The organism is Rhizobium album, assembly GCF_003122325.1.
Classification (GTDB): domain Bacteria; phylum Pseudomonadota; class Alphaproteobacteria; order Rhizobiales; family Rhizobiaceae; genus Metarhizobium; species Metarhizobium album.
This window is the reverse complement of record NZ_QFBC01000017.1, coordinates 105,561-125,779: the sequence shown is the minus strand read 5'-3', so window position 1 is coordinate 125,779 and position 20,219 is coordinate 105,561. Positions and strand designations below refer to the sequence as shown.

General features: G+C 63.2%; 20 protein-coding genes. 9 read left to right on the top strand and 11 right to left on the bottom strand.

The genetic code is table 11. The features are described 5' to 3' along the window. Positions 1-33 precede the first annotated feature (33 nt). Positions 34-1,266: an ABC transporter substrate-binding protein gene (locus DEM27_RS26885; RefSeq protein ID WP_109461330.1), complete on the bottom strand. Its 1,233-nt coding sequence runs from the start codon at positions 1,264-1,266 to the stop codon at positions 34-36. A gap of 151 nt (positions 1,267-1,417) precedes the next feature. Between DEM27_RS26885 and DEM27_RS26880 the strand changes: the two genes are divergently transcribed. Beyond that, positions 1,418-2,356 carry a helix-turn-helix domain-containing protein gene (locus DEM27_RS26880; protein ID WP_109461329.1) on the top strand — a complete coding sequence of 313 codons (939 nt, stop codon included), beginning with the start codon at positions 1,418-1,420 and terminating at the stop codon, positions 2,354-2,356. A gap of 44 nt (positions 2,357-2,400) precedes the next feature. Here DEM27_RS26880 and DEM27_RS26875 read toward each other — a convergent pair whose 3' ends face one another. Next, positions 2,401-3,162, bottom strand: coding sequence for an IclR family transcriptional regulator domain-containing protein (locus tag DEM27_RS26875; protein ID WP_109461328.1), 762 nt, complete (start codon positions 3,160-3,162; stop codon positions 2,401-2,403). Between the two features lie 121 nt (positions 3,163-3,283). Here DEM27_RS26875 and DEM27_RS26870 point away from each other — a divergent pair, with 121 nt between their 5' ends. Genes DEM27_RS26870 through pcaF form a run of 3 tightly spaced genes read left to right on the top strand, consistent with a single transcriptional unit; the run spans position 3,284 to position 5,893 of the window. Then, positions 3,284-3,991, top strand: a complete 708-nt coding sequence (locus DEM27_RS26870) for a 3-oxoacid CoA-transferase subunit A (protein WP_109461327.1) — start codon at positions 3,284-3,286, stop codon at positions 3,989-3,991. After that, complete coding sequence (locus DEM27_RS26865; RefSeq protein ID WP_109461326.1) at positions 3,988-4,695, top strand: CoA transferase subunit B; 708 nt, start codon at positions 3,988-3,990, stop codon at positions 4,693-4,695. The genes DEM27_RS26870 and DEM27_RS26865 overlap by 4 nt, the downstream gene beginning before the upstream one ends. Beyond that, the gene (gene pcaF / locus DEM27_RS26860; protein WP_109461325.1) at positions 4,688-5,893 is read left to right on the top strand and encodes a 3-oxoadipyl-CoA thiolase; all 1,206 of its coding nucleotides are present in this window, start codon (positions 4,688-4,690) and stop codon (positions 5,891-5,893) included. Before DEM27_RS26865 ends, pcaF begins: the two co-directional genes overlap by 8 nt. A gap of 41 nt (positions 5,894-5,934) precedes the next feature. Here the strand turns inward: pcaF and DEM27_RS26855 are convergent, their stop codons facing one another. After that, complete coding sequence (locus DEM27_RS26855; protein WP_245446141.1) at positions 5,935-6,201, bottom strand: ABC transporter permease subunit; 267 nt, start codon at positions 6,199-6,201, stop codon at positions 5,935-5,937. Next, positions 6,182-6,694: a recombination regulator RecX gene (recX, locus tag DEM27_RS26850; protein WP_245446147.1), complete on the bottom strand. Its 513-nt coding sequence runs from the start codon at positions 6,692-6,694 to the stop codon at positions 6,182-6,184. The genes DEM27_RS26855 and recX overlap by 20 nt, the downstream gene beginning before the upstream one ends. A gap of 272 nt (positions 6,695-6,966) precedes the next feature. On the opposite strand from recX, the gene DEM27_RS26845 reads away from it, so the two are divergent. The 4 genes from DEM27_RS26845 (at position 6,967) to DEM27_RS26830 (ending at position 10,528) form a co-directional block, all read left to right on the top strand. Continuing rightward, positions 6,967-7,191, top strand: a complete 225-nt coding sequence (locus DEM27_RS26845) for a hypothetical protein (protein WP_109461323.1) — start codon at positions 6,967-6,969, stop codon at positions 7,189-7,191. Next, the gene (locus DEM27_RS26840; RefSeq protein WP_109461322.1) at positions 7,188-8,690 is read left to right on the top strand and encodes an amidohydrolase family protein; all 1,503 of its coding nucleotides are present in this window, start codon (positions 7,188-7,190) and stop codon (positions 8,688-8,690) included. The genes DEM27_RS26845 and DEM27_RS26840 overlap by 4 nt, the downstream gene beginning before the upstream one ends. A 79-nt stretch (positions 8,691-8,769) precedes the next feature. After that, positions 8,770-9,468: a GntR family transcriptional regulator gene (locus tag DEM27_RS26835; protein WP_109461321.1), complete on the top strand. Its 699-nt coding sequence runs from the start codon at positions 8,770-8,772 to the stop codon at positions 9,466-9,468. Between the two features lie 100 nt (positions 9,469-9,568). Then, entirely contained in the window at positions 9,569-10,528 is a 960-nt protein-coding gene (locus DEM27_RS26830) for a dihydrodipicolinate synthase family protein (RefSeq protein WP_109461320.1), read from the top strand. Positions 10,529-10,594: 66 nt separating this feature from the next. Here DEM27_RS26830 and DEM27_RS26825 read toward each other — a convergent pair whose 3' ends face one another. The 7 genes from DEM27_RS26825 to DEM27_RS26795 form a co-directional block, all read right to left on the bottom strand. Continuing rightward, a complete protein-coding gene (locus DEM27_RS26825) occupies positions 10,595-11,632 on the bottom strand; it encodes an Ldh family oxidoreductase (protein ID WP_109461319.1) in 1,038 nt (345 codons plus the stop codon). A gap of 183 nt (positions 11,633-11,815) precedes the next feature. Continuing rightward, positions 11,816-12,670 (bottom strand): SDR family oxidoreductase, encoded by an 855-nt coding sequence (locus DEM27_RS26820; protein ID WP_109461318.1) that lies wholly within the window; start codon positions 12,668-12,670, stop codon positions 11,816-11,818. Between the two features lie 156 nt (positions 12,671-12,826). Continuing rightward, the gene (locus tag DEM27_RS26815; protein WP_109461317.1) at positions 12,827-13,561 is read right to left on the bottom strand and encodes an ABC transporter ATP-binding protein; all 735 of its coding nucleotides are present in this window, start codon (positions 13,559-13,561) and stop codon (positions 12,827-12,829) included. Beyond that, a complete protein-coding gene (locus DEM27_RS26810; RefSeq protein ID WP_109461316.1) occupies positions 13,558-14,376 on the bottom strand; it encodes an ABC transporter ATP-binding protein in 819 nt (272 codons plus the stop codon). Before DEM27_RS26810 ends, DEM27_RS26815 begins: the two co-directional genes overlap by 4 nt. Further along, positions 14,373-15,680, bottom strand: a complete 1,308-nt coding sequence (gene livM / locus DEM27_RS26805) for a high-affinity branched-chain amino acid ABC transporter permease LivM (RefSeq protein ID WP_109461315.1) — start codon at positions 15,678-15,680, stop codon at positions 14,373-14,375. Before livM ends, DEM27_RS26810 begins: the two co-directional genes overlap by 4 nt. A gap of 8 nt (positions 15,681-15,688) precedes the next feature. Continuing rightward, positions 15,689-16,606, bottom strand: a complete 918-nt coding sequence (locus tag DEM27_RS26800; RefSeq protein ID WP_109461314.1) for an ABC transporter permease subunit — start codon at positions 16,604-16,606, stop codon at positions 15,689-15,691. Between the two features lie 81 nt (positions 16,607-16,687). Further along, positions 16,688-17,803 (bottom strand): branched-chain amino acid ABC transporter substrate-binding protein, encoded by a 1,116-nt coding sequence (locus DEM27_RS26795; RefSeq protein WP_109461313.1) that lies wholly within the window; start codon positions 17,801-17,803, stop codon positions 16,688-16,690. Between the two features lie 326 nt (positions 17,804-18,129). On the opposite strand from DEM27_RS26795, the gene DEM27_RS26790 reads away from it, so the two are divergent. Next, complete coding sequence (locus DEM27_RS26790) at positions 18,130-20,211, top strand: hydantoinase/oxoprolinase family protein (RefSeq protein WP_109461372.1); 2,082 nt, start codon at positions 18,130-18,132, stop codon at positions 20,209-20,211. Positions 20,212-20,219 lie beyond the last annotated feature (8 nt).

The following is a 20,219-nucleotide window of genomic DNA, read 5'->3' as shown; positions in this document are numbered from 1 at the left end:
GCCCGCGGCACCCGATGCTGGAAGGACGATGTCCTACTTGTAGACGCGGGCGCGGATCTTTTCGAGGCGCTCGAGGATACGGTCGAGATTGTCCGGCTTGACCATGAACTCCTGGAAGCCTTCCATGCCGGCCTTGGCCATTTCGGCCTGGGCGTCGCGGTCATAGAACTGTGCCAGCCCGTGGGCGTTGGACAGGATGGTGAAGCCTGCGTCCAGGAAGACGTCCTTCGGCTTCTGGGTCGTGTTGTTGACCGGCAGCTGGCCGAGAGTCGCGTTCATCTTGGCCTGAACCGCCGGGGAGGCGAGATAGGCCAGGAATTTCTTGGCGTCTTCCTTGTTCTTGGCACCCGACGGGATGTGAAACGTGTCGGTCGGCGCTTCTTCCGCCACCGGAATACCGGGGGTGATTTCAGGGAACTGCAGGAAGCCGATCTGCTCTTCCTTCAGGCCGCCATCCTTGAAGGTCGCGACGGCGAAATTGCCCATGAGGTACATGGCCGCCTTGCCCTGCACCAGCTGCGGAACGGCATCCTGCCAGTCGATGGCGGCATGGTTTGCGATGAAGTAATCGGCCTTGACCAGTTCGCCCCACTTCTCGAACACGGTTTTTACGCGCGGGTCGGTGTAGGGGATCTTGCCGGCGGTGAGATCCATATGGAATTCGTAGCCGTTGACGCGCAGGTCGAGATAGTCGAACCAGCCGGCCGTCGGCCACAGCGCCTTGGTGCCGATGGTGAACGGCGTCACGCCGGCGGCCTTCAGCTTTTCCGAGGCGGCGAGCAGCTCCGCCCAGGTCTTCGGCGGGGTGATGCCCTGTTCGGCGAAGATGTCCTTGCGGTAGTAGATGCCCCACTGATAGTAGGTGTAGGGCATGCCCCACTTCTTGCCGTCGATGGTCATCGACGGGGCCGACGATTTCAGCTGCTCGTCGAGGCCATTGGCCGTCCAGACATCGGTGACATCCTCGAACAGGCCGGCCTTGACGAAGGGCGCCATGCGGTTACCGGCGTACCAGGCAACGACGTCGGGCGCATCGGCGGTCAGGAAGTTGCGGATGGCCGACTTGTAGCCCTCGTGGTCGAAATTGTTCCACTTGACGGTGACGTCAGGATTGGCTTTCTGGAAGTCGGCGATCAGCTCTTCCATGGCCTTCTTCGGCACCGGGTCGGAATGGTCGGAATTGATGGTGATTTCGCCGGCAAATGCGGCGGTCGACAAGAGCGTCGCAGACAGCGCGAGCAGGCGCAAACTTTTGAAAAGGGTCATGTTTTCCTCCCTATGACCGGTATGCTTGGCATGGCAGAACGGGTCTTGATCCAGGTCCCACAGGATCCACACGTCAGCTGAGCTTGATAATCTGGCGCAAAGCCGTAATAATCTACCGATTTTTCGGCTAACTTCTCCGGTATCCTAAGTTATGGTCGCGCCACGTCTCGTTTCGCAAGACGAATCCGTTCCTGTTCACCCGGATCAGAATCCGCGGCACCCGCTGGTGATCTTCGGCGATCACCGGTTTTGCGCCGGCGAGGCGCTGCTCGTCCAGCGCATGCCCGGCCCACACATGCACAGCCAGATCGAGCTGAATTTCGTCCTGGAAGGCGACATGACCTATTGGTTCGACGGCCGCGAGCTGACGGTCGGCAAGGGCCGTCTCTGCCTCTTCTGGGGGATGATCCCGCATCAGGTGATCGACCGGGCGGAAGGAACCCGTTTCGTCTGCCTCTACGTGCCGATGTCCTTCTTCCTCGGTCTTGCCAACCTGACGCGCTTTCGCGATGCGGTGTTTCGCGGCGCGATGATCGAGGCGACGGAGCTTCGCCCGTATGACCACGACATCTTTTTGCGCTGGCGCGAGGAATTGCTGGCCGGAGACGAAGGGTTGACGGAGATCGTCCGCAACGAACTGACGGCGCGGGTTCTGCGCATAGAGCGCGACGGCTGGCGTGATCTGCGCGAGGAAGGCTCGGCCATTGCCAGTCTTGACCATCATGACGGCGAACGCATCGAAAATGTCGAGCGCATGCTGCGTTTTATCGCGGAAAACGCCCTCGACGACATTTCCGCCGACGATGTGGGGCGCGATGCCGGCCTGCACCCGAATTATGCCATGACGCTGTTCAAGCGTGCCGTCGGGCTGACCATCAACCAGGCGATTGTCCGCCATCGCCTCGACACGGCGCAATCGCTGCTGATCGCCACGGATCTGTCGATCACGGACGTGGCTTTCGAGTCCGGCTTCGGCTCCGCCTCGCGTTTCTATGAAGCATTCAGCGAACGGTTCAACGAAAAACCCACTGCTTTCCGCAAGCGCATGCGCTCGAAGGGCGGCGCGCCCAGCGGGCGGTCACGGCAATGATCGTATCCGGCCGCCAACCCTGATCAAGACACTCGTGGCTGCTATCAGATGAGCGATTGCCGCAACTCCGCCTGCATGCGCAGCAGGGGCAGCAGGAACATATGCTCGATATCCTCCATGCTTGCCTTGCCCGCCGCCAGCCCGACATTGAGCGCGGCGACCGTCCTGCCGTTGGCTGCCTTCAGCGGAACGGCGATCGAGCACAGCCCCATCTCGACCTCCTGATTGATCGCTGCAAAACCGCGCTCCTTCACCTTGGCGATCTCCGCCATCAGCGTGTCGATGTCGGTGACCGTGTACTCCGTCCGGGCCACGAGCGGCGAGGCCTTGAGCAGCCGCAGTGTCGTCTCCTCGCCGGCGGCGGCGAGCAAAACGCGCCCCATGGATGTACAATAGGCCGGCAGGCGCGAGCCGGGCATGAGGGCGATCGACATCACACGCCGCTGCGCTGCGCGGGCGATGTAGACGATCTCGGTTTCGTCGAGGATGGAAACCGAGGTGCTCTGGCCGATCTGTTCCGACAGCACGTCGAGGAACGGCTGCACGATCCGGGGCAGCGGCATGGTCGCAAGGCACCCTGTGCCGAGCCGGAGAACCCTTGGTGTCACAGTGAAGAACTTGCCGTCATAGGCACAGTAGCCGAGTTCCGCCAGCGTCAGCAGGCATCGGCGCGTGGTGGCGCGGTCGAGGCCGGCGATTTCGGCAGCCTGCGCAATGCTGAGCCGCGGGTTCTCCGCCGTGAAGGCTTCGACGACCTTCAGCCCCTTGGCCAGGCTGCCCATCATGTCCCTTTCCTTGACTGCCATTGCGGGCCTCCGTATGTGCGATAATCGAACAAATATCGACATAGCGCACAAACGCATTGCGGTCCATGTCTTCGGGGCGTATCTCCAAACTCGTAGAAATGGTGGGCAATGGAGCTTGCTTATGGACAAAACGAATGAAAGCCTGGCGCAGGCGGTTGCCGATATCGGCGATGGCGCGACGGTCATGATCGGCGGTTTCGGCGGGTCCGGGGCGCCGATCGAGCTTATTCACGCGCTGATCGACAAGGGATCGAAAGACCTCACCATCATCAACAACAATGCCGGCAACGGCCGCATCGGCATCGCCGCGATGATCGACGCCGGGCGGGTCCGCAAGATGATCTGCTCGTTTCCGAAATCGTCGGATCCGCGCGCCTTCACCGACAAGTACCTCGCTGGCGAAATCGAGCTGGAACTGGTGCCGCAGGGTACGCTTGCCGAGCGCATCCGCGCCGGCGGCGCAGGCATTCCGGCGTTTTACACCCCGACGGCCTACGGTACGGAACTGGCGGCCGGCAAGGTGATCGCCGAATTCGACGGTCGTCCCTATGTGCAGGAACGCTGGCTGAAAGCCGACTTCGCCATCGTCAAGGCCGAACTCGGCGATACCTACGGCAACCTCACCTACAACAAGGCCGCCCGCAACTTCAGTCCGCTGATGTGCATGGCCGCCGCCCAGACCATCGTGCAGGTTTCCCGCATCGTGCCGGCCGGCGAGATCGATCCGGAGCATGTGGTGACGCCCGGCATCTTCGTCGACCGTCTCGTCGAGGTTGCCGACCCGCAACAGGAAGAAGCGCTCATCCGCGCCGGAGTGGCCTACGTATGACCGTCGATACCTGCGAAGACATCAAGCTTTCCAACGCCCAGATCGCCTGGCGGGCCGCCCAGGACATCCGCGACGGCGCCTATGTGAACCTCGGCATCGGCTTTCCCGAGATGGTTGCCCGCTACCAGCCGCCCGGCCGGCAGGCGATTTTCCACACCGAAAACGGCATCCTGAATTTCGGCGAGGCGCCGCCCGCCGGCGAGGAGGACTGGGACCTGATCAATGCCGGCAAGAAGGCGGTGACGTTGAAGCCAGGCGCCGCCTTCTTCCACCATGCCGACAGCTTTGCCATGGTCCGCGGCGGCCATCTCGACGTCGCCATCCTCGGCGCGCTGCAGGTTGCCGAAAACGGCGATCTCGCCAACTGGCGGGTCGGCACGAAGGGTGTTCCGGCCGTCGGCGGCGCGATGGACCTCGTACACGGCGCGAAGCAGGTTTCGGTGATCACCGAACACGTCACCAAGAAGGGCGAGCCGAAGCTGGTGGAAAAATGCACGTTTCCGCTGACCGGTGTCGCCTGCATCACCCGAGTCTATACCAGCCACGCCGTCATCGACATCAAGGACAGGCGTTTCGTGCTGCGCGAAAAACTGGCCGCCATGAGTTTTGACGAATTGCAGGCGATGACGGGCGCCAGGCTGCATATCGATGGTCCGGTCGCCGATCTTATCGTGCCGGCGCTCCAGGGAGAGAAAAGTGACTGAAGCCTTCATCTGCGACTATATCCGCACGCCGATCGGCCGCTTCGGCGGATCGTTGTCCGCCGTTCGCGCCGACGATCTCGGCGCCATCCCGCTGAAGGCGCTGATCGAGCGCAATGGCGGCGTCGATTGGGAAGCGGCCGGCGACGTGATCTATGGCTGCGCCAACCAGGCCGGCGAAGACAACCGCAACGTTGCCCGCATGGTGACGCTTCTCGCCGGCCTGCCGGTGTCCCTGCCCGGCACGACGATGAACCGCCTGTGCGGCTCGGGCATGGATGCCGTCATCACCGCTGCCCGCGTCATCAAGGCCGGCGAGGCGGAGCTGATGATCGCCGGCGGCGTGGAAAGCATGAGCCGCGCTCCGTTCGTGATGCCGAAGGCGGAAAGCGCCTTTTCGCGCAATGCCGAGATCTACGACACCACCATCGGCTGGCGCTTCGTCAACCCGTTGATGAAAAAACAGTACGGCGTCGATTCCATGCCCGAGACCGGCGACAATGTCGCGATCGATTACAAGGTGTCGCGCGAGGATCAGGACGCCTTTGCCGTCCGCTCGCAGGCGAAGGCCGCCGCGGCGCAGGAAAACGGTCGCCTTGCCCGGGAAATCACCCCCGTCAGCGTGCCGCAGCGCAAGGGCGATCCGGTCGTCGTATCGCGGGACGAACATCCGCGTGCCACCAGCATCGAGGCGCTGGCCAGGCTGAAACCGGTCAACAGGATCGAGGGAGCCACGGTGACCGCCGGCAATGCGTCCGGCGTCAACGACGGCGCGGCGGCGCTGATCATCGCGTCCGAGGCGGCGGCGAAGAAATACGGCCTCACGCCGATTGCCCGGATCATGGGCGGCGCGGCGGCCGGCGTTCCGCCGCGCATCATGGGCATCGGCCCGGTGCAGGCATCCAGAAGGCTCACGGCCCGCCTCGGCCTTGGCGTCGATCAGCTCGACGTCATCGAACTGAACGAGGCTTTTGCTTCCCAGGGGCTGGCGACGCTGCGCGAACTGGGGATTTCCGACGACGATTCCCGCGTCAACGTCAATGGCGGCGCCATCGCGCTCGGCCATCCGCTTGGCATGTCCGGCGCCCGGATTTCCGGCACGGCAGCGCTGGAACTGTCGCTGCGCAAGGGCAAATACGCGCTCGCCACCATGTGCATCGGCGTCGGCCAGGGCATCGCCGTCGCCTTCGAGCGCGTCTGAGAAACGCAGGCGCCGGGCAGAGATGGGCCCGGCGCTTTCCCTCAGGACAATATCTTGACGCGATGGACCCGGTTGCTGGCGGAATTCGATGCCACCTGGTTGCCGCCGACGGCAAAGATCGAGCGGCCGAGCAAGGTGTGGCGCAAGAGCACATACATGCCGATGATGGCGACGAGGAACACCAGCGGCATCCGCGGCCAGCCGCCGATCGTCGCCTGGCCGATCCAGACGTAACCCGGGCTGAGGCTGCGCTGCGCCCTGACGCCCAGGCTTTGAGCCGAAACTTTTCTAGAGGCCGCGACCCGCATCCAAGGCCTCTTCGGCATCGTCGAGCGACATCTCGAACACGCGCTTGCCGATGTCGAAGCTGAAACCCGCCCGGGCGAAGGCCGAGAGTTCCTTCGCCTTGCGTTTCTCGTCGAGGTCACCCTTGCGGAACGGCCCGAACGCCCGCTTGCGCGCAAGCGCGATGGCCGCCTGGAGGTCGTCCGCCTCGGCGACGGCTATCGCGATCGTCTCTTTCGCAACGCCCTTCTGCGATAGTTTTTGAGCGATGGCGCGTTTCGACTTGCCGCTTCGCGTGCCGGAACGGGTGCTGATTTCGGCAAAGGCGGTGTCGTCGAGCGCCTTGTTGTCGTAGGCGAACTGGACGGCCGAATCCGCCAGTGCCTTGACCTGTGCGGCGCTGATGCCTTCGAATTTCTCCCTGGCTTTGCGACTTATCGCCTCGAAAAGCTGCTTTTGCGTGTGCATACGCTTTTCGATGCGATAGATGGTCGAGTTGCGCGCCCAGGAGAACATGCGCGGCGTCGGTGCATCGGATGGCGTGTCGTCTTCGAAATCCAGGATGTGTCTCCAGCCCGTTCGGATCGTCCGGCACTCACCGGACGCGATTTTGGCCACGTTTACAGCCGAATCCCCGCGACTTCAAACAATCCGGCGCCGATTTGGAAGACGCAGGCCGGCCTTTCTTGCCGTTGCCGATACTCCGGGGCGATGGACGAAGACAGTGAAAAGTCCTATCCATCACCGGGCGCCTCTCAACGCACGTCGCAATCCGGATCAGGACGATCATGGCAGGCACTTCCCGGGTCAAGACCCGAAAATCCACGTTCTCCATATCCGATGCCATCCGTCGCATTCTGAAGCGCGCCATGCTCGAACAGGCTCCTGTCGCCGGGACGAAACTGCCAGACGAGTCGAGCGGCGGGCGCCCGGCCGACGGTTTTCGCATCTCGAAGGCGGGAACCTATGCCTTTGCGTGCGACAGGGCGGGTGATCTGGCGGGGGCAGCATGAGTTCGGACCGCGAGATTGCCACAGGCCTGTCCGAACTTGTGCTCGGTGCGCGACCCGAGGGACGCACGGCGCTATCGGCCCGATGGATCGTCGCCCATGCCGATGGTCGCCACCGGCTGTTGCGCGACGGCGAAATCGTCATCGAGGGGGCGGATGTCGTTTATGTCGGCCCGCGTTTTCCCGGCGAGGTGGCGCGACGGATCGATCTGGGCGACATGCTCGTGTCGCCCGGCTTCATCGATCTCGACGCGCTCTCCGATCTCGATACGACGCTCCTCACGGTGGACTACGGTCCCGGCTGGGCGACGGGCCGTGTCTGGCCGCGCAGCTATGTCGATCGTGGCCCGTACGAGATGTATTCGCCGGAGGAACTGGCGTTCCAGAAGCGTTACGCCTTCAGCCAGCTGCTGCGCAACGGCATCACCACGGCACTACCGATCGCCTCGCTGTTCTATCGCGAATGGGCGGAAACGGTTGCCGAATTCGATGCGGCTGCGACGGCAGCCGGCGATCTGGGGCTGCGTGTCTGGCTGGGGCCGGCCTATCGCTCCGGCGGCATGGTCTGCGAGGCACCCGGCGTGCTGGAGCCTGTCTTCGACGAAGCCCGTGGCCTTCGCGGGCTCGAGGACGCCATCGGTTTTGCCGGGCGGATCTCCGGGAAATACGAAGGGCTGGTGCAGGCAATGCTGGCGCCGGACCGGGTGGAGACCTGCACGCTGCCGCTCCTGAAGCGCACCATGGCGGCGTCGGCGGAGATGGGGCTGCCGGTGCGGTTGCACATGGCGCAGGGCAAGATGGAGCGGCGAACCGTGCAACGCCTGCACGGCGCGACGGCACCACAATGGCTCGCCCGGCACGGCCTGCTGCACGAGCGGCTGATCGCGCCGCATGCGGTCGAGGCCGAGCCGGAGGATCTCGACCTCTATGCCCGCCACGGTGTCACCATCGCCCACTGCCCGCTGGTTTATGCGCGGGGCGGCGAGTTGTTGCGCTCGTTCCGCCGCTGCCGCGACCTCGGCATCCGCATCGGCATGGGCACGGATACCGCACCGCCGGACATGGTGCTGAACATGGCCGTGGCACTGATGATGGGCCGCCTCGCCGAGGGCGACGAACAGGGGCTTGCGACATCGGAGGTGTTCGACGCGGCCACGATCGGCGGTGCCGAAGCGCTTGGCCGCAGCGATCTCGGCCGTCTGCAGGCCGGTTCAAAAGCGGATATCGCCATTTTCGACCTGGGCGACAGCGGCTTTGTGCCGACGGTCGACCCCGTTCAGTCGCTGATCTTCGGGGCGACGGGCCGGGTGACGCGGGCGGTTTTTGTCGATGGCCGCCTGTCGATGCGCGATGGAGACGTCCCAGGCTTCGATGTGCATGAAGCCCGCAGACAGGCCCAACGGCAGTTCGAAGGTCTGGTTGCCAAATATCCGGAACGCACTTGGGGTCATCCGGCCGTCAAGGACATGTTTCCACCGACCTACCCCTTTGCGGATTCGTAGCCGATCTGGCAGAAGCAGCCCGCGCGATTGCCGATGATTGGCCACTCATGTATCCCTGATGTCGACATAGGGGGTGCCAATGGCTGAAGCAGGTTCCGGACCGGAGCGCAAACGCGGTTCCGGTGTAAAAATGGTCTACGACGTCCTGCGCGACGAGATCCTCGACCTGGAAATGGCCCCGGGAAGTCCGATCGACGAGGTGTATCTCGCCGAACGCTTCGGCATTTCCCGCACGCCGATCCGCGAGGCGCTTGTGCGGCTTGCCAGCGAGGGGTTGATCGAAACCCTGCCCAACCGGTCGACGCGGGTTTCCACCATCGATTTCATCAACATGCATACGTTCTTCGATGCGCTGGTGCTGATGTACCGCGTCACCACGCGTCTGGCTGCCGAATATCACCGCGAGGCGGACCTGGAGATCATCCATGCCCGGCAGGCGGAATTTGCCGCGGCGGTGCAGGCGCAGGATGCGCTCGCCATGATCGCCACCAACGCCGCCTTCCACGCAGCCATCGCCGAGGCCGGCCGTAACCCATATTTCATCAGCCTCTTCAACCGGCTGCTGGATGAGGGCCGGCGCATCCTGCGGCTCTATTACCAATCCTACGAGGATCGGCTGCCGCCGCGTTTCGTCGATGAGCATGAAGAGATCATCGCGGCCATTGCGGCGCGGGATCTGACGGAAGCCGACCGCCTGGGCAAGCTCCATGCCGAGCAGATCGTCTCGCAGATCCAGAAACTTTTCAGCCGGCGCGGCCAGCTGGATATCGATTTATGAAGTTTTGTATTTTTCTTGTCGACAAATAAAATTTATCGTGTATTTATAATCGCGGACACGGCGGCGCAGGGGCGCTTGCTCGCAAGAGGAGTGTGAAAGAATGGCCAATATTTTCTCAGGTGTAATTCCCGCGCTGATGACGCCGTGCAACGACGATCGCAGCCCGGATTTCGATGCGCTGGTGCGCAAGGGCAAGGAACTGATCGCCAAGGGCATGTCTGCCGTCGTCTATTGCGGCTCGATGGGCGACTGGCCGCTTCTCACGGACGCGCAGCGCATGGAAGGTGTCGAACGTCTCGTCAAGGCCGGCGTACCAGTGATCGTCGGCACCGGCGCCGTCAACACGGCCTTGGCCGTTGCCCATGCCGCCCATGCCCAGAAGGTCGGTGCAAAAGGCTTGATGGTCATCCCGCGCGTCCTGTCGCGCGGATCGGTGATCGCCGCCCAGAAGAACCATTTCAAGGCGATCCTGTCTGCAGCGCCCGATCTGCCGGCGGTCATCTACAACAGCCCGTATTACGGCTTTGCGACCCGCGCCGACCTGTTTTTCGCGCTGCGTGCCGAACATCCCAATCTCGTCGGCTTCAAGGAATTCGGCGGCGCCGACGACATGCGGTATGCGGCGGAAAACATCACCAGCCGCGATGACGAGGTGACGCTGATGATCGGCGTCGATACCTGCGTGTTCCACGGCTTCGTCAATTGCGGCGCCACCAGCGCGATCACCGGCATCGGCTGCGTGCTGCCGAAGGAAGTCATCCATATGTGCAACCTGGCGCGCGCTGCCGCCGCCGGCGACCCGGATGCCCGCCGGCGGGCGCTGGAACTGGAATCGGCGCTTGCCGTGCTGTCTTCGTTCGACGAAGGTCCGGACCTCGTGCTGTTCTTCAAGCACATGATGGTGTTGAAGGGCGACAAGGAATACACCCTGCATTTCAACGAGACCGATACGCTGTCCGACAGCCAGCGCGGTTATGTCGAGGCCCAGCTCAAGCTGTTCGATGCCTGGTATGCGCAGTGGAGCCAGCTTCCGGGTGCGGTCCAGACCTACAAGGCATAAGCCTTCCGGATCATTCGGTTATGAAAGACCCTTCCCTGCGGAGGGTCTTTTTGTATGGCTGCAGCGTCAGGAGACCGCGTCCAGCCCCTTGTCGAGCAGCCGTTCCAACTGCTGGATTTCGGCGGCGGAAAGCGTGACGCCTTCGCTTTCCGACGTTCGCCGTGCGGCGAAGCGGCGTTGCGAGGGCAGGCGGGCGCCCTGGCCGACAATGGCTTCGAACAGCACTTCCGCCCGCGCAAACGGATCGCCGGGCCGACCCTTGGCGAAGGCTTCGGGCGAAAAGGCAAGGATCAGTTCGCCATGGAACGGTGCCAGCGTCGTGGTGCCGAGATAATCCAGCACTTCCGGGCTGGTGAGGTCGCCGATCATGATGCCGGCCAGCAGTTCCACCATCGTGGCAATCGCCGATCCCTTGTGGCCGCCGAAAGGCAGCATCGCGCCGGCCAGCGCCGCTTCCGGATCGGTCGTCGGCTTGCCATCGGCATCGATGGCCCAGCCTTCGGGCAGTTGTTTGCCGGCGCGGCGGTGCAGCTCGATCTCGCCGCGTGCGGCAACCGAGGTGGCGAAATCGAAGACATAGGGCGAACCGCCCTGCCGCGGCCAGCCGAAGGCGAAGGGGTTGGTGCCGAGCAGCGGCTTGTTGCCGCCGGTCGGCGCCACGGTCGCATAACTCGGGCACATCACGATGCCGGCCAGGCCGCGCTCGGTGAGCGCCTCGACCTCCGGCCAGAGGGCGGAAAAATGCGTGCAATCGTTGATGACCATCGCGGCAAGGCCGAGCTTGGCGGCGCGCCTGGCCAATTCCGCAATGCCCAACTCGAAGGCTGCATTGGCAAACCCGCCACCGGCATTCACCTTGACGATCGCCGACCCTTCCTCGATGAGCAATTCAGGTGTCGCATCCGGCTTGACCTTGCCGGCCTTCACGGTGCGTAGCGCGCCTTCGATGCGGTAGATGCCGTGCGACTTGCAGCCGTCGCGTTCACCGGCAATGATGACCCTGGAAATGGCCGTCGCCTGCGTGTCGTTGAGCCCGGCTTTCCGGAAAATCGCCTCGACACGCTCCTTCAGCGCGGCAAGGGTTACGACAGTCTCTTCGGTCATCTCTGTTCCTTCGGCCAATATCAGTTATAGAACTGATATATCAAACACATAGAGTATTCAATGCGCGGAAGGTGGCCGCATGGACGCAGGAAGATGGATCACTGCCACGCAGCAGAGGGCAGGATACCCGAAGCGGCATCGCCCGACCCGGCTCGGTCAGGCGATGCCATATGGATCGATGGGTCAGAGGATGGGCTTGCCACCCGTGACGGCGATCGTCGCGCCGGAAACGTAGCTCGAGAGCGGATCGGCGAGCATGACATAGGCGGTTGCCAGTTCCGCCGGCTGCCCGGGCCGTTTCATCGGCACCTGCTTGCCGAATTTGCTGACGGCATCTTCCGGAAGGGTCGAGGGAATCAGCGGTGTCCAGATCGGGCCGGGGGCGATGGCATTGGCGCGAATGCCTTTTTCCGCCAGCAACTGCGCCAGTCCCGCGGTGAAATTCTGGATGGCGCCCTTTGTCGTCGCATAAGCGAGCAGTGTCGGATTCGGCACGTCGGCGTTGATCGACGCGGTATTGATAATGGCGCTGCCGGGTTTCATATGCGGCACGGCTGCCTTGGTCAGGTAGAACATCGCATGGATGTTGACCCGGAAGGTCAGGTCCCACTCCTCGTCGGAAATGTCCTCGATGCTTTTGAAGCTTGCCTGGTGGGCGGCATTGTTGACGAGGATGTCAATCCCGCCCAATTCGGCGACGGCCTTGTCGACGAGGGCGCGGCAATGGGCGGATGTCTTGATATCGCCCGGAACGAGCACGGCCTTGCGGCCGGCGTCCTCGACGTAGCGCCTGGTTTCCTTGGCATCTTCCTCTTCGTTGAGGTAGGAGATGAGCAGGTCGGCGCCTTCGCGGGCATAGGCGATGGCGACGGCGCGGCCGATGCCGCTATCGCCGCCGGTAATGATCGCCTTGCGGCCCTTGAGCCGTCCGGACCCGCGATAGGAGGTTTCGCCGTGATCCGGAACCGGATCCATCGCGGCGGTGATGCCGGGCATCGGTTGTTTTTGGGCGGGGAAGGGTGGTTGGGGGTGATGCATGCCGGCCTCCAGTTGTCGGTTGTTCGTGCATCCGTCCCCAACGCTGTTTGCCGCTCAATGTTCCGCATTCCAAGCGATTGCAAACTCAATGCCTGACGAACTCACCCCGATCGCACAACTGCGCGGCCGCGTGTCATTCGCCAAAGCCATCACCCGTCAGTGCAGGCCGAGATAGGCCTTGCGAACCTCTTCATTGTCGAGAAGAGCGGCGCTTTCGCCGGAGAGATGGATCCGGCCGTTGACCATGACATAGGCGCGCTGCGACAGTTTCAGCGCGTGGTTGGCGTTCTGCTCGACGAGGAAGATGGTCTTGCCCATGGCGGCGATCTCCCGCAGTACTTCGAAGACGCGCTTGACCACCAGCGGAGCAAGGCCGAGCGACGGCTCGTCGAACAGGATGAGTTCCGGCCGGGCCATCATCGCACGGGCGATGGCGAGCATCTGCTGTTCGCCGCCCGACATGGTGCCGGCGGTCTGGCTGCGCCGTTCCTTGAGGCGTGGGAAGAGCTCGAACATGGCGGTGCGGTCTTCGGCAAAATGTTCCATGCCGATCGCCGTGGTGCCCATCATCATGTTCTCCTCGACCGTCATGTCCTGGTAGATCTGCCGGCCTTCGGGCACCAGCGCGATGCCGCGGCGGGAAATCCGGTTGGTCGGAAGACGGGAAATGTCTTCACCCTTGTGCAGGATTCTCCCCGCCGAAGCGCGCGGCGCGCCGAAGATCGAGGAGAGGAGCGTCGTCTTGCCGGCGCCGTTGGCGCCGATCAGGCTGACGATCTCGCCCTTGTGAATATGGACATTGACGCTTTTCAGCGCTTCCACCGGGCCGTAATGGGCATGGACGTCGGAAAATTCCAGAAGCGGAACGGTGTTTTCGGACGCTTCGCTCATGCCTTCATCTCCTCTTCGCTCACACCCAGATAGGCGGCAATGACGGCGGGATCGTTGGCGACATGTTCGGGCGTGCCGTCCGAAATCACCTCGCCGTGGTCGAGCACGACGACATGGTTGGAAATGCGCATGACCAGCCCCATGTCGTGCTCGATGACGAGAACCGTCTGGCCATGCACGATGCAGAGCCGTTTTATCACCTCGGACAGTTCCCGGGTTTCCGACGGGTTGAGGCCGGCCGCCGGTTCGTCGAGGCAGATCAGCCGCGGGCCGGTGCACATGGCGCGGGCGATTTCCAGGCGTCGCTGCCGGCCGTAGGGCAGTTCTCCGGCCAGCCGGTTGGCGTCATCGGCGAGGTTCATCTCCCGGAGCCAGTAATAGGCCCGATCGACGGCCTCGCGTTCGGCGCGGCGGAAGGCGGAGGTCTGGAAGACGCCGCTCAGGAGATTGTTGGCCGTCACCCTGTGCTGGGCGACCAGCAGGTTCTCGACCACGGACATTTCCTTGAAAAGCCGGGTGTTCTGGAAGGTCCGGGCGATTCCGGCGCGGGTGACGAGATGCGAGCCGCCGGTGATCGGCCGGATCATCAGGGCGCCGAGGTCCTGCGGCCCGTCCGCGCCGTCGAGCAGGATCTGGCCCTCGCTGGCGCGGTAGAAGCCGGTGATGCAGTTGAACATCGTCGTCTTGCCGGCACCGTTCGGCCCGATGAGGGCGGTGACGGCGCCTCGTTCGACGCTAAAACTGACATCCCGGTTGGCGACGATGCCGCCGAAGCGCATGGTGACGTTGCGGACGTCGAGAAGCGGCTGGCTCATCGTGCCGCCTCCGCCTTGCCGGCCGCAGGCAACGCTTCACCGCCATCCGCCGCCGCACTCGGGAAGAATGCCGGACGCCGGATGCGAACGAGGCCGCGCGGCTTCCAGATCATCATCACCACCATCATGATGCCGAAGATCAGCACGCGGTATTCGGCGAAGTCGCGCAGCAGTTCCGGCAGGATGGTCAGTACGAGGGCAGCGGCGATGACGCCGACCGTCGAGCCGAGACCGCCGAGCACGACGATGGCGAGGATCAGGGCCGATTCGAAGAAGGTGAAGGACGTCGGGTTCACGAAACCCTGGTGGACGGCGAAGAAGACGCCGGCAAGGCCGCCTGTGGAGGCGCCGAGCATGAAGGCCGTCAGCTTGGTGAAGACGTGGTTGACGCCAAGCGACCGGCAGGCGATCTCGTCCTCGCGCAAGGCTTCCCACATGCGGCCGAGCGGCATTACCCGTAGCCGTTCGACCGCATAGATGACGAGGCAGACGACGAGGAACAACACGAGATAGATGAACCAGAACTTGTAGTCGGCGCTGTAGGCAATGCCGAAATAGTCATGGATCGGCACGCCGCCCTGCTTCGCGGTGCGGGTGAATTCCAGGCCGAGAAAGGTCGGCGCCGGCACCGGGGCGCCGTTGGGGCCGCCGGTGAATTCTAGCCAGTTGTTGAGCACCAGGCGGATGATTTCGCCAAAACCCAGCGTGACGATGGCGAGATAATCGCCATGCATCTTCAAGACAGGGAAGGCGAGGATCATGCCGCACAGCCCGGCAACGAACGGCGCGATGACCAGCGCGCTCCAGAAGCCGAGGCCGAGATATTGCGCGCCGAGTGCCAGCAGATAGGCGCCGACGGCATAAAAGGCGACGAAGCCGAGATCCAGCAGGCCGGCGAGGCCGACGACGATGTTCAGTCCCAGCCCGAGCAGGCAGTAGATCAGTGCCAGGATGGCGATGCCGAGGAAATATTTGTCGGTGAAGAAGGGCAGGCTGAGGCCCGCCACGAACAGGAGAACCAGGAGCAGGACCGGCGATTTTTCCTGGCCGGTCAGCACGGTGACGCCGGCGCCCCTGTCGGTCATCCGGCTTGAGAGCTTTTGGCCGAAACCGGTCATCTGCACAAGCGAGATCGCCACACGCCCTGCAGTGACGACGGCGGCGAGCAGGACGGCGCGCATCAGTTCGTTGCGGAAGCTGAAACCGTCAAGAACAAGGCCAGAAATCGGCCCGAACAGGATGAGCGAAACGGTGAAGGTGAGCAGGGCTTGCTTGAGCAAAGCCGGGAAGCGGTTCGTTTCCATGCGGCCCCTCACACTTTCTGGATTTCCGCCCGGCCGAGCAGGCCGTAGGGACGGAAGAACAGCAGGAGGATCAGCAGGGCGAAAGCGAAGACGTCCTTGTAGTCGGTGCTGACATAACCGGCAAACAGGGCTTCGGTCAGCCCGAGCAGGACGCCGCCCAGCACGGCGCCGGGTAGCGAGCCGATGCCGCCGAGAACGGCGGCGGTAAAGGCCTTGATGCCCATGACGAAGCCGATGAAGAAATTGAACGAGCCATAATTGAAGGTGACGAGCGTGCCGCCGACGGCGGCGGTTGCGGCGCCGATGACGAAGACCGTCGAGATGATGCGGTCGGTGTTGACCCCCAGCACCGCCGACATGCGGATGTTCTGCTGCGTCGCCCGGCATTGGCGGCCGATGCGGGTGTAATTGATCACGTAGGTGAGGATGCCCATGGCGATCAGCGAGGCGAACAGGATGACCGTCTGCATGTAGGTGATCTGGGCGAAATGAACCGCATCGCCGAAGCGGAATGCACCCTGGATCAGCGTCGGCACGCCCTGGTCACGCGCGCCTTGCGAGATCTGCACGTAACTCTGCAGCATCAGCGATATGCCGATGGCGGAGATCAGCGGGGCGAGTTTCGTCGAACCGCGCAAGGGCCGGTAGGCCACCCGTTCGATCGCCCAGCCATAGACCGCCGTGACCGCGCAGCTGATCACCAATACGGAGACCAGGGCGAAGGGAACGGACTGGATGCCGAAGAAGGCGAGAACGGCAAGGGTGATCGCGGCGATATAGGCCGAGACCATGTAGACGTCGCCATGGGCGAAGTTGATCATGCGGATGACACCATAGACCATGGTGTATCCGACGGCGATCAGACCGTAGATGGTGCCGAGCGTGATGCCGTTGAACAATTGCTGGGCCAGGATATAGACGTCCATGGCGAACCCCTCTTGATTTTTTTGCGGGCATGGAGAAGCCGGCCGGACACGCATGCCCGGCCGATCTGGGCAGGCCTGCCTTTACTGGACGAGAACGGGGGTTCCCTTGTCGTCGAAGGTGTAGAAGACGAACTTGAAGTCCTTGATGTCGCCCTTCTCATCCCAGGTGATCTTGCCGATGGCGGAATCGACCGTGTTGCCGCGCAGCCAATCGGCCTGCGCCTTCAGGTCTTCGCCAGCCTTGAGCGCCGCGACGACCGCCTGCGCATTGGCGTAACCGTAGAGCACGTAGTTTGCGGGCGTGATGTTGGCCTTGGTCAGGGCATCCTGGACACCTTTGGTCGACGGGTCGGCGAGCGGATCCGGAGTGGCGGAATAATAGACGTTCTTCAGGTTGGCGGCACCGCCGGCGGCAGCCACGAGTTCCGCCTGGGCAAAGGCGTCGCCGGTGACGAAAGCGACGTCGACGCCCTGTTCCTTCAGCTGGCGAACCAGCGGCCCGCCTTCAGGAATGAGGCCGCCGAAATAGACGGCGTTGGCGCCGGTGCTCTTGATCTTGGTGACGAGCGCGTTGAAGTCGCGCTCGCCGCGCGTCAGGCCTTCGTAGAGAACCGGCGTGATGCCACGAGCCTCGATGGTCTTCTTGACGGCATCCACCAGGCCCTGGCCATAGGTGTCCTTGTCATGGATCAGGGCGATCTTGTCGAGCTTCAGCGTATCGAGGATGAAACCACCGGCGACGACGGCCTGCTGGTCGTCGCGGCCGCATCCGCGGAACAGGTTGTCGAAGCCGCGGTCGGTCACCGTCGGGTTGGTCGAGGACGGGGTCATCTCCAGGATGCCGGCATCATTGTAGATTTCGGAAGCGGGGATCGTGCTCGACGAGCAGAAATGGCCGATCACCGCCTGCACCTTGTCCTGGTCGACGAAGCGGTTGGCGACGGCGACGGCCTGCTTGGGTTCGCAGGCGTCATCGCCCTTCACCAGCTCGATCTGCTTGCCGTTGATGCCGCCGGCAGCGTTCACATCGTTCACATAGGCGGAGACGCCGTTGAAGACCTGCTCGCCGAATGTGGCGTTGGCGCCGGTAAACGGACCGGCGACCCCGATCTTGATGGTGTCGGCGGCAAAGGTCGGGGAGAGGAGAAGGGAGGAAACGATGGCCGTTGCTGCAAGGAGTTTCGAAAAATGAGTCATGAAGGGCTTCCCTCTGGTTAAGCCGTTGATCTTCTTTCATGTGGCGCGCGGTTGATCCGCGTTCGGCTTGTTTCTTGGGCATGGAACGGCACCGTTTCCGGTCGTCCGGCAGCCGATCTCATGTCGCGATTGAGACGTTTAATCCGTCGCAATCGGGCCATAAATTAAGTTGACACATGTATGATAAGTGATATATCCAAAATCCGTCAAGCAGAAATCTTGCTTCGGCGCGCCGGCTGTGAAAACTGGTGCGCCAGAAGCTTCGCCGGCTACCGCGCCGGATGAGGTCAGGCGCCGAACGGCGCGTGCATGTGGGGAACGAAACGGTGACTAATACGCCACGGAACTGCAGGGTGGGCGTCGATATCGGCGGCACCTTCACGGATATCGCCCTCGATCTGGATGGCGCGCTCCATTCGACCAAGGTCCTGACCGACTACAAGGCCCCGGAACGGGCCATCCTCAAGGGTGTCGCGGACGTGGCAGAGATGGCGGGGATCGCGCTTTCGCAGATCGACCTGCTCATCCACGGCACGACGCTTGCCACCAATGCACTGATCGAGCGCCGCGGCGCCAGAACCGCCTTCGTCACGACCGAAGGTTTTCGCGACGTTCTGGAGATGCGCACCGAAAACCGCTTCGAGCAATACGACCTCAACATCGTCCTGCCGGCGGCGCTGATCGCCCGTGCCGACCGCTTTACCGTGCGCGAGCGGATGAATGCGGCCGGCAAGGTGCTGTTGCCGCTGGACGAGGCTTCCGTGGCTGCCGTCGTCGCCGCCATAAGCGAAGGCGGGTATGAGAGCGTCGCCATCGGCTTCATCCATGCCTATACCAACGGCGCGCATGAGGCGGCGGTCCGCGATGCCATCCTGAAGCGCCTGCCGCATGTCTCCGTGTCGATTTCCTCGGAAGTTTCTCCGCAGATGCGCGAATTCGAACGCTTCAACACCGTCTGCGCCAATGCCTACGTCAAGCCGGCGATCAAGTCTTATCTCGACCGCCTCGTCGTCTCGCTGAAAGAGATCGGCGTCGGTTGTCCGGTCTTCATGATCCACTCCGGCGGGGGCATCGTCTCGGTCGAAAGCGCTTCGGAATTCCCGGTGCGGCTCGTCGAATCCGGCCCGGCGGGCGGCGCGATCTTTGCCGCCGACATCGCCCGCCGCCACGGTCTCGACACGGTCCTGTCCTTCGACATGGGCGGCACGACGGCGAAGATCTGCCTGATCGAAAACCAGGTGCCGAAGACGGCCAAGACCTTCGAGGTTGCCCGCACCTATCGTTTCCGCAAGGGCTCCGGCATGCCGATCTCCATTCCGGTGGTGGAAATGGTGGAAATCGGCGCCGGCGGCGGCTCCATCGCCTCGATCGACGGCATGCGCCAGATCCGCGTTGGACCACATTCGGCAGCGTCCGAACCCGGACCTGCCTGCTACCAGCGCGGCGGCAAGCATCCGACCGTCACCGACGCTGACCTGATCCTCGGCAAGCTCGATCCCGACAATTTTGCCGGCGGCGCAATTCCGCTGTCGGTCGAGGCCAGCCGGACCGCCATGCAGGACGAGATCGGTGCCGCAATCGGTCTCGATGCGGATGGTGCCGCCTACGGCACCTGCGAGATGGTGGATGAAAACATGGCCAATGCCGGCCGCGTCCATACGGTCGAGAACGGCAAGAACATCGCCGATTTCACCATGATCACCTTCGGTGGCGCCGGGCCATTGCATGCCGCCCGTCTCTGCGAGAAGATGGGCATTTCCAAATTCCTCGTGCCCGCGGGCGCCGGCGTCGGCTCCGCCATCGGCTTCTTGCGCGCGCCGTTCGGCTACGAGTCCGTGCGCAGCGCGGTCTTCAACCTTTCCGATTTCGATTTTGCCGAGGCCAACCGGCTGGTCGCGGCCATGCAGGCGGAAGCGCTCGGTTTCGTCGAGGGCGGGCTCGATGCTGCCGAGCCGGTGATCGAGCGGACGCTGTTCATGCGGTATGCCGGCCAGGGCTGGGATATCCCCGTTCCGCTCGAAACGGAAACATTCGACGCCCGCAGCGCGGAAAAGATCGCCGCCCAGTTCGAAGCGGAATATGAGCGCTTCTTCGGCCGCGCCATCGAAGGCCTTGATGTCGAGATCGTCAGCTGGTCGGTCAAGGCAAGCTCGCCTCTGCCGCCGGTCGCCCGTGTCGCTGCCGTCGCCGAGGGCGATGTCGTGACGCCGGCCAAGACCCGGCGGCTGTTCGAAGCCGCGCAGGGTGCCTTCCTCGATGCCGGCATCCATGAGCGCGATGGCCTGAAGCCCGGCGACGTGGTGAAAGGCCCCGCCGTCATCGTCGAGCGCGAGACGTCCGCCGCGCTCACCGCTTCCTTCAAGGCCGTCGTCCAGAACGACGGTTGCCTGCTCGTCACCCGGATTTGAGGATTGGA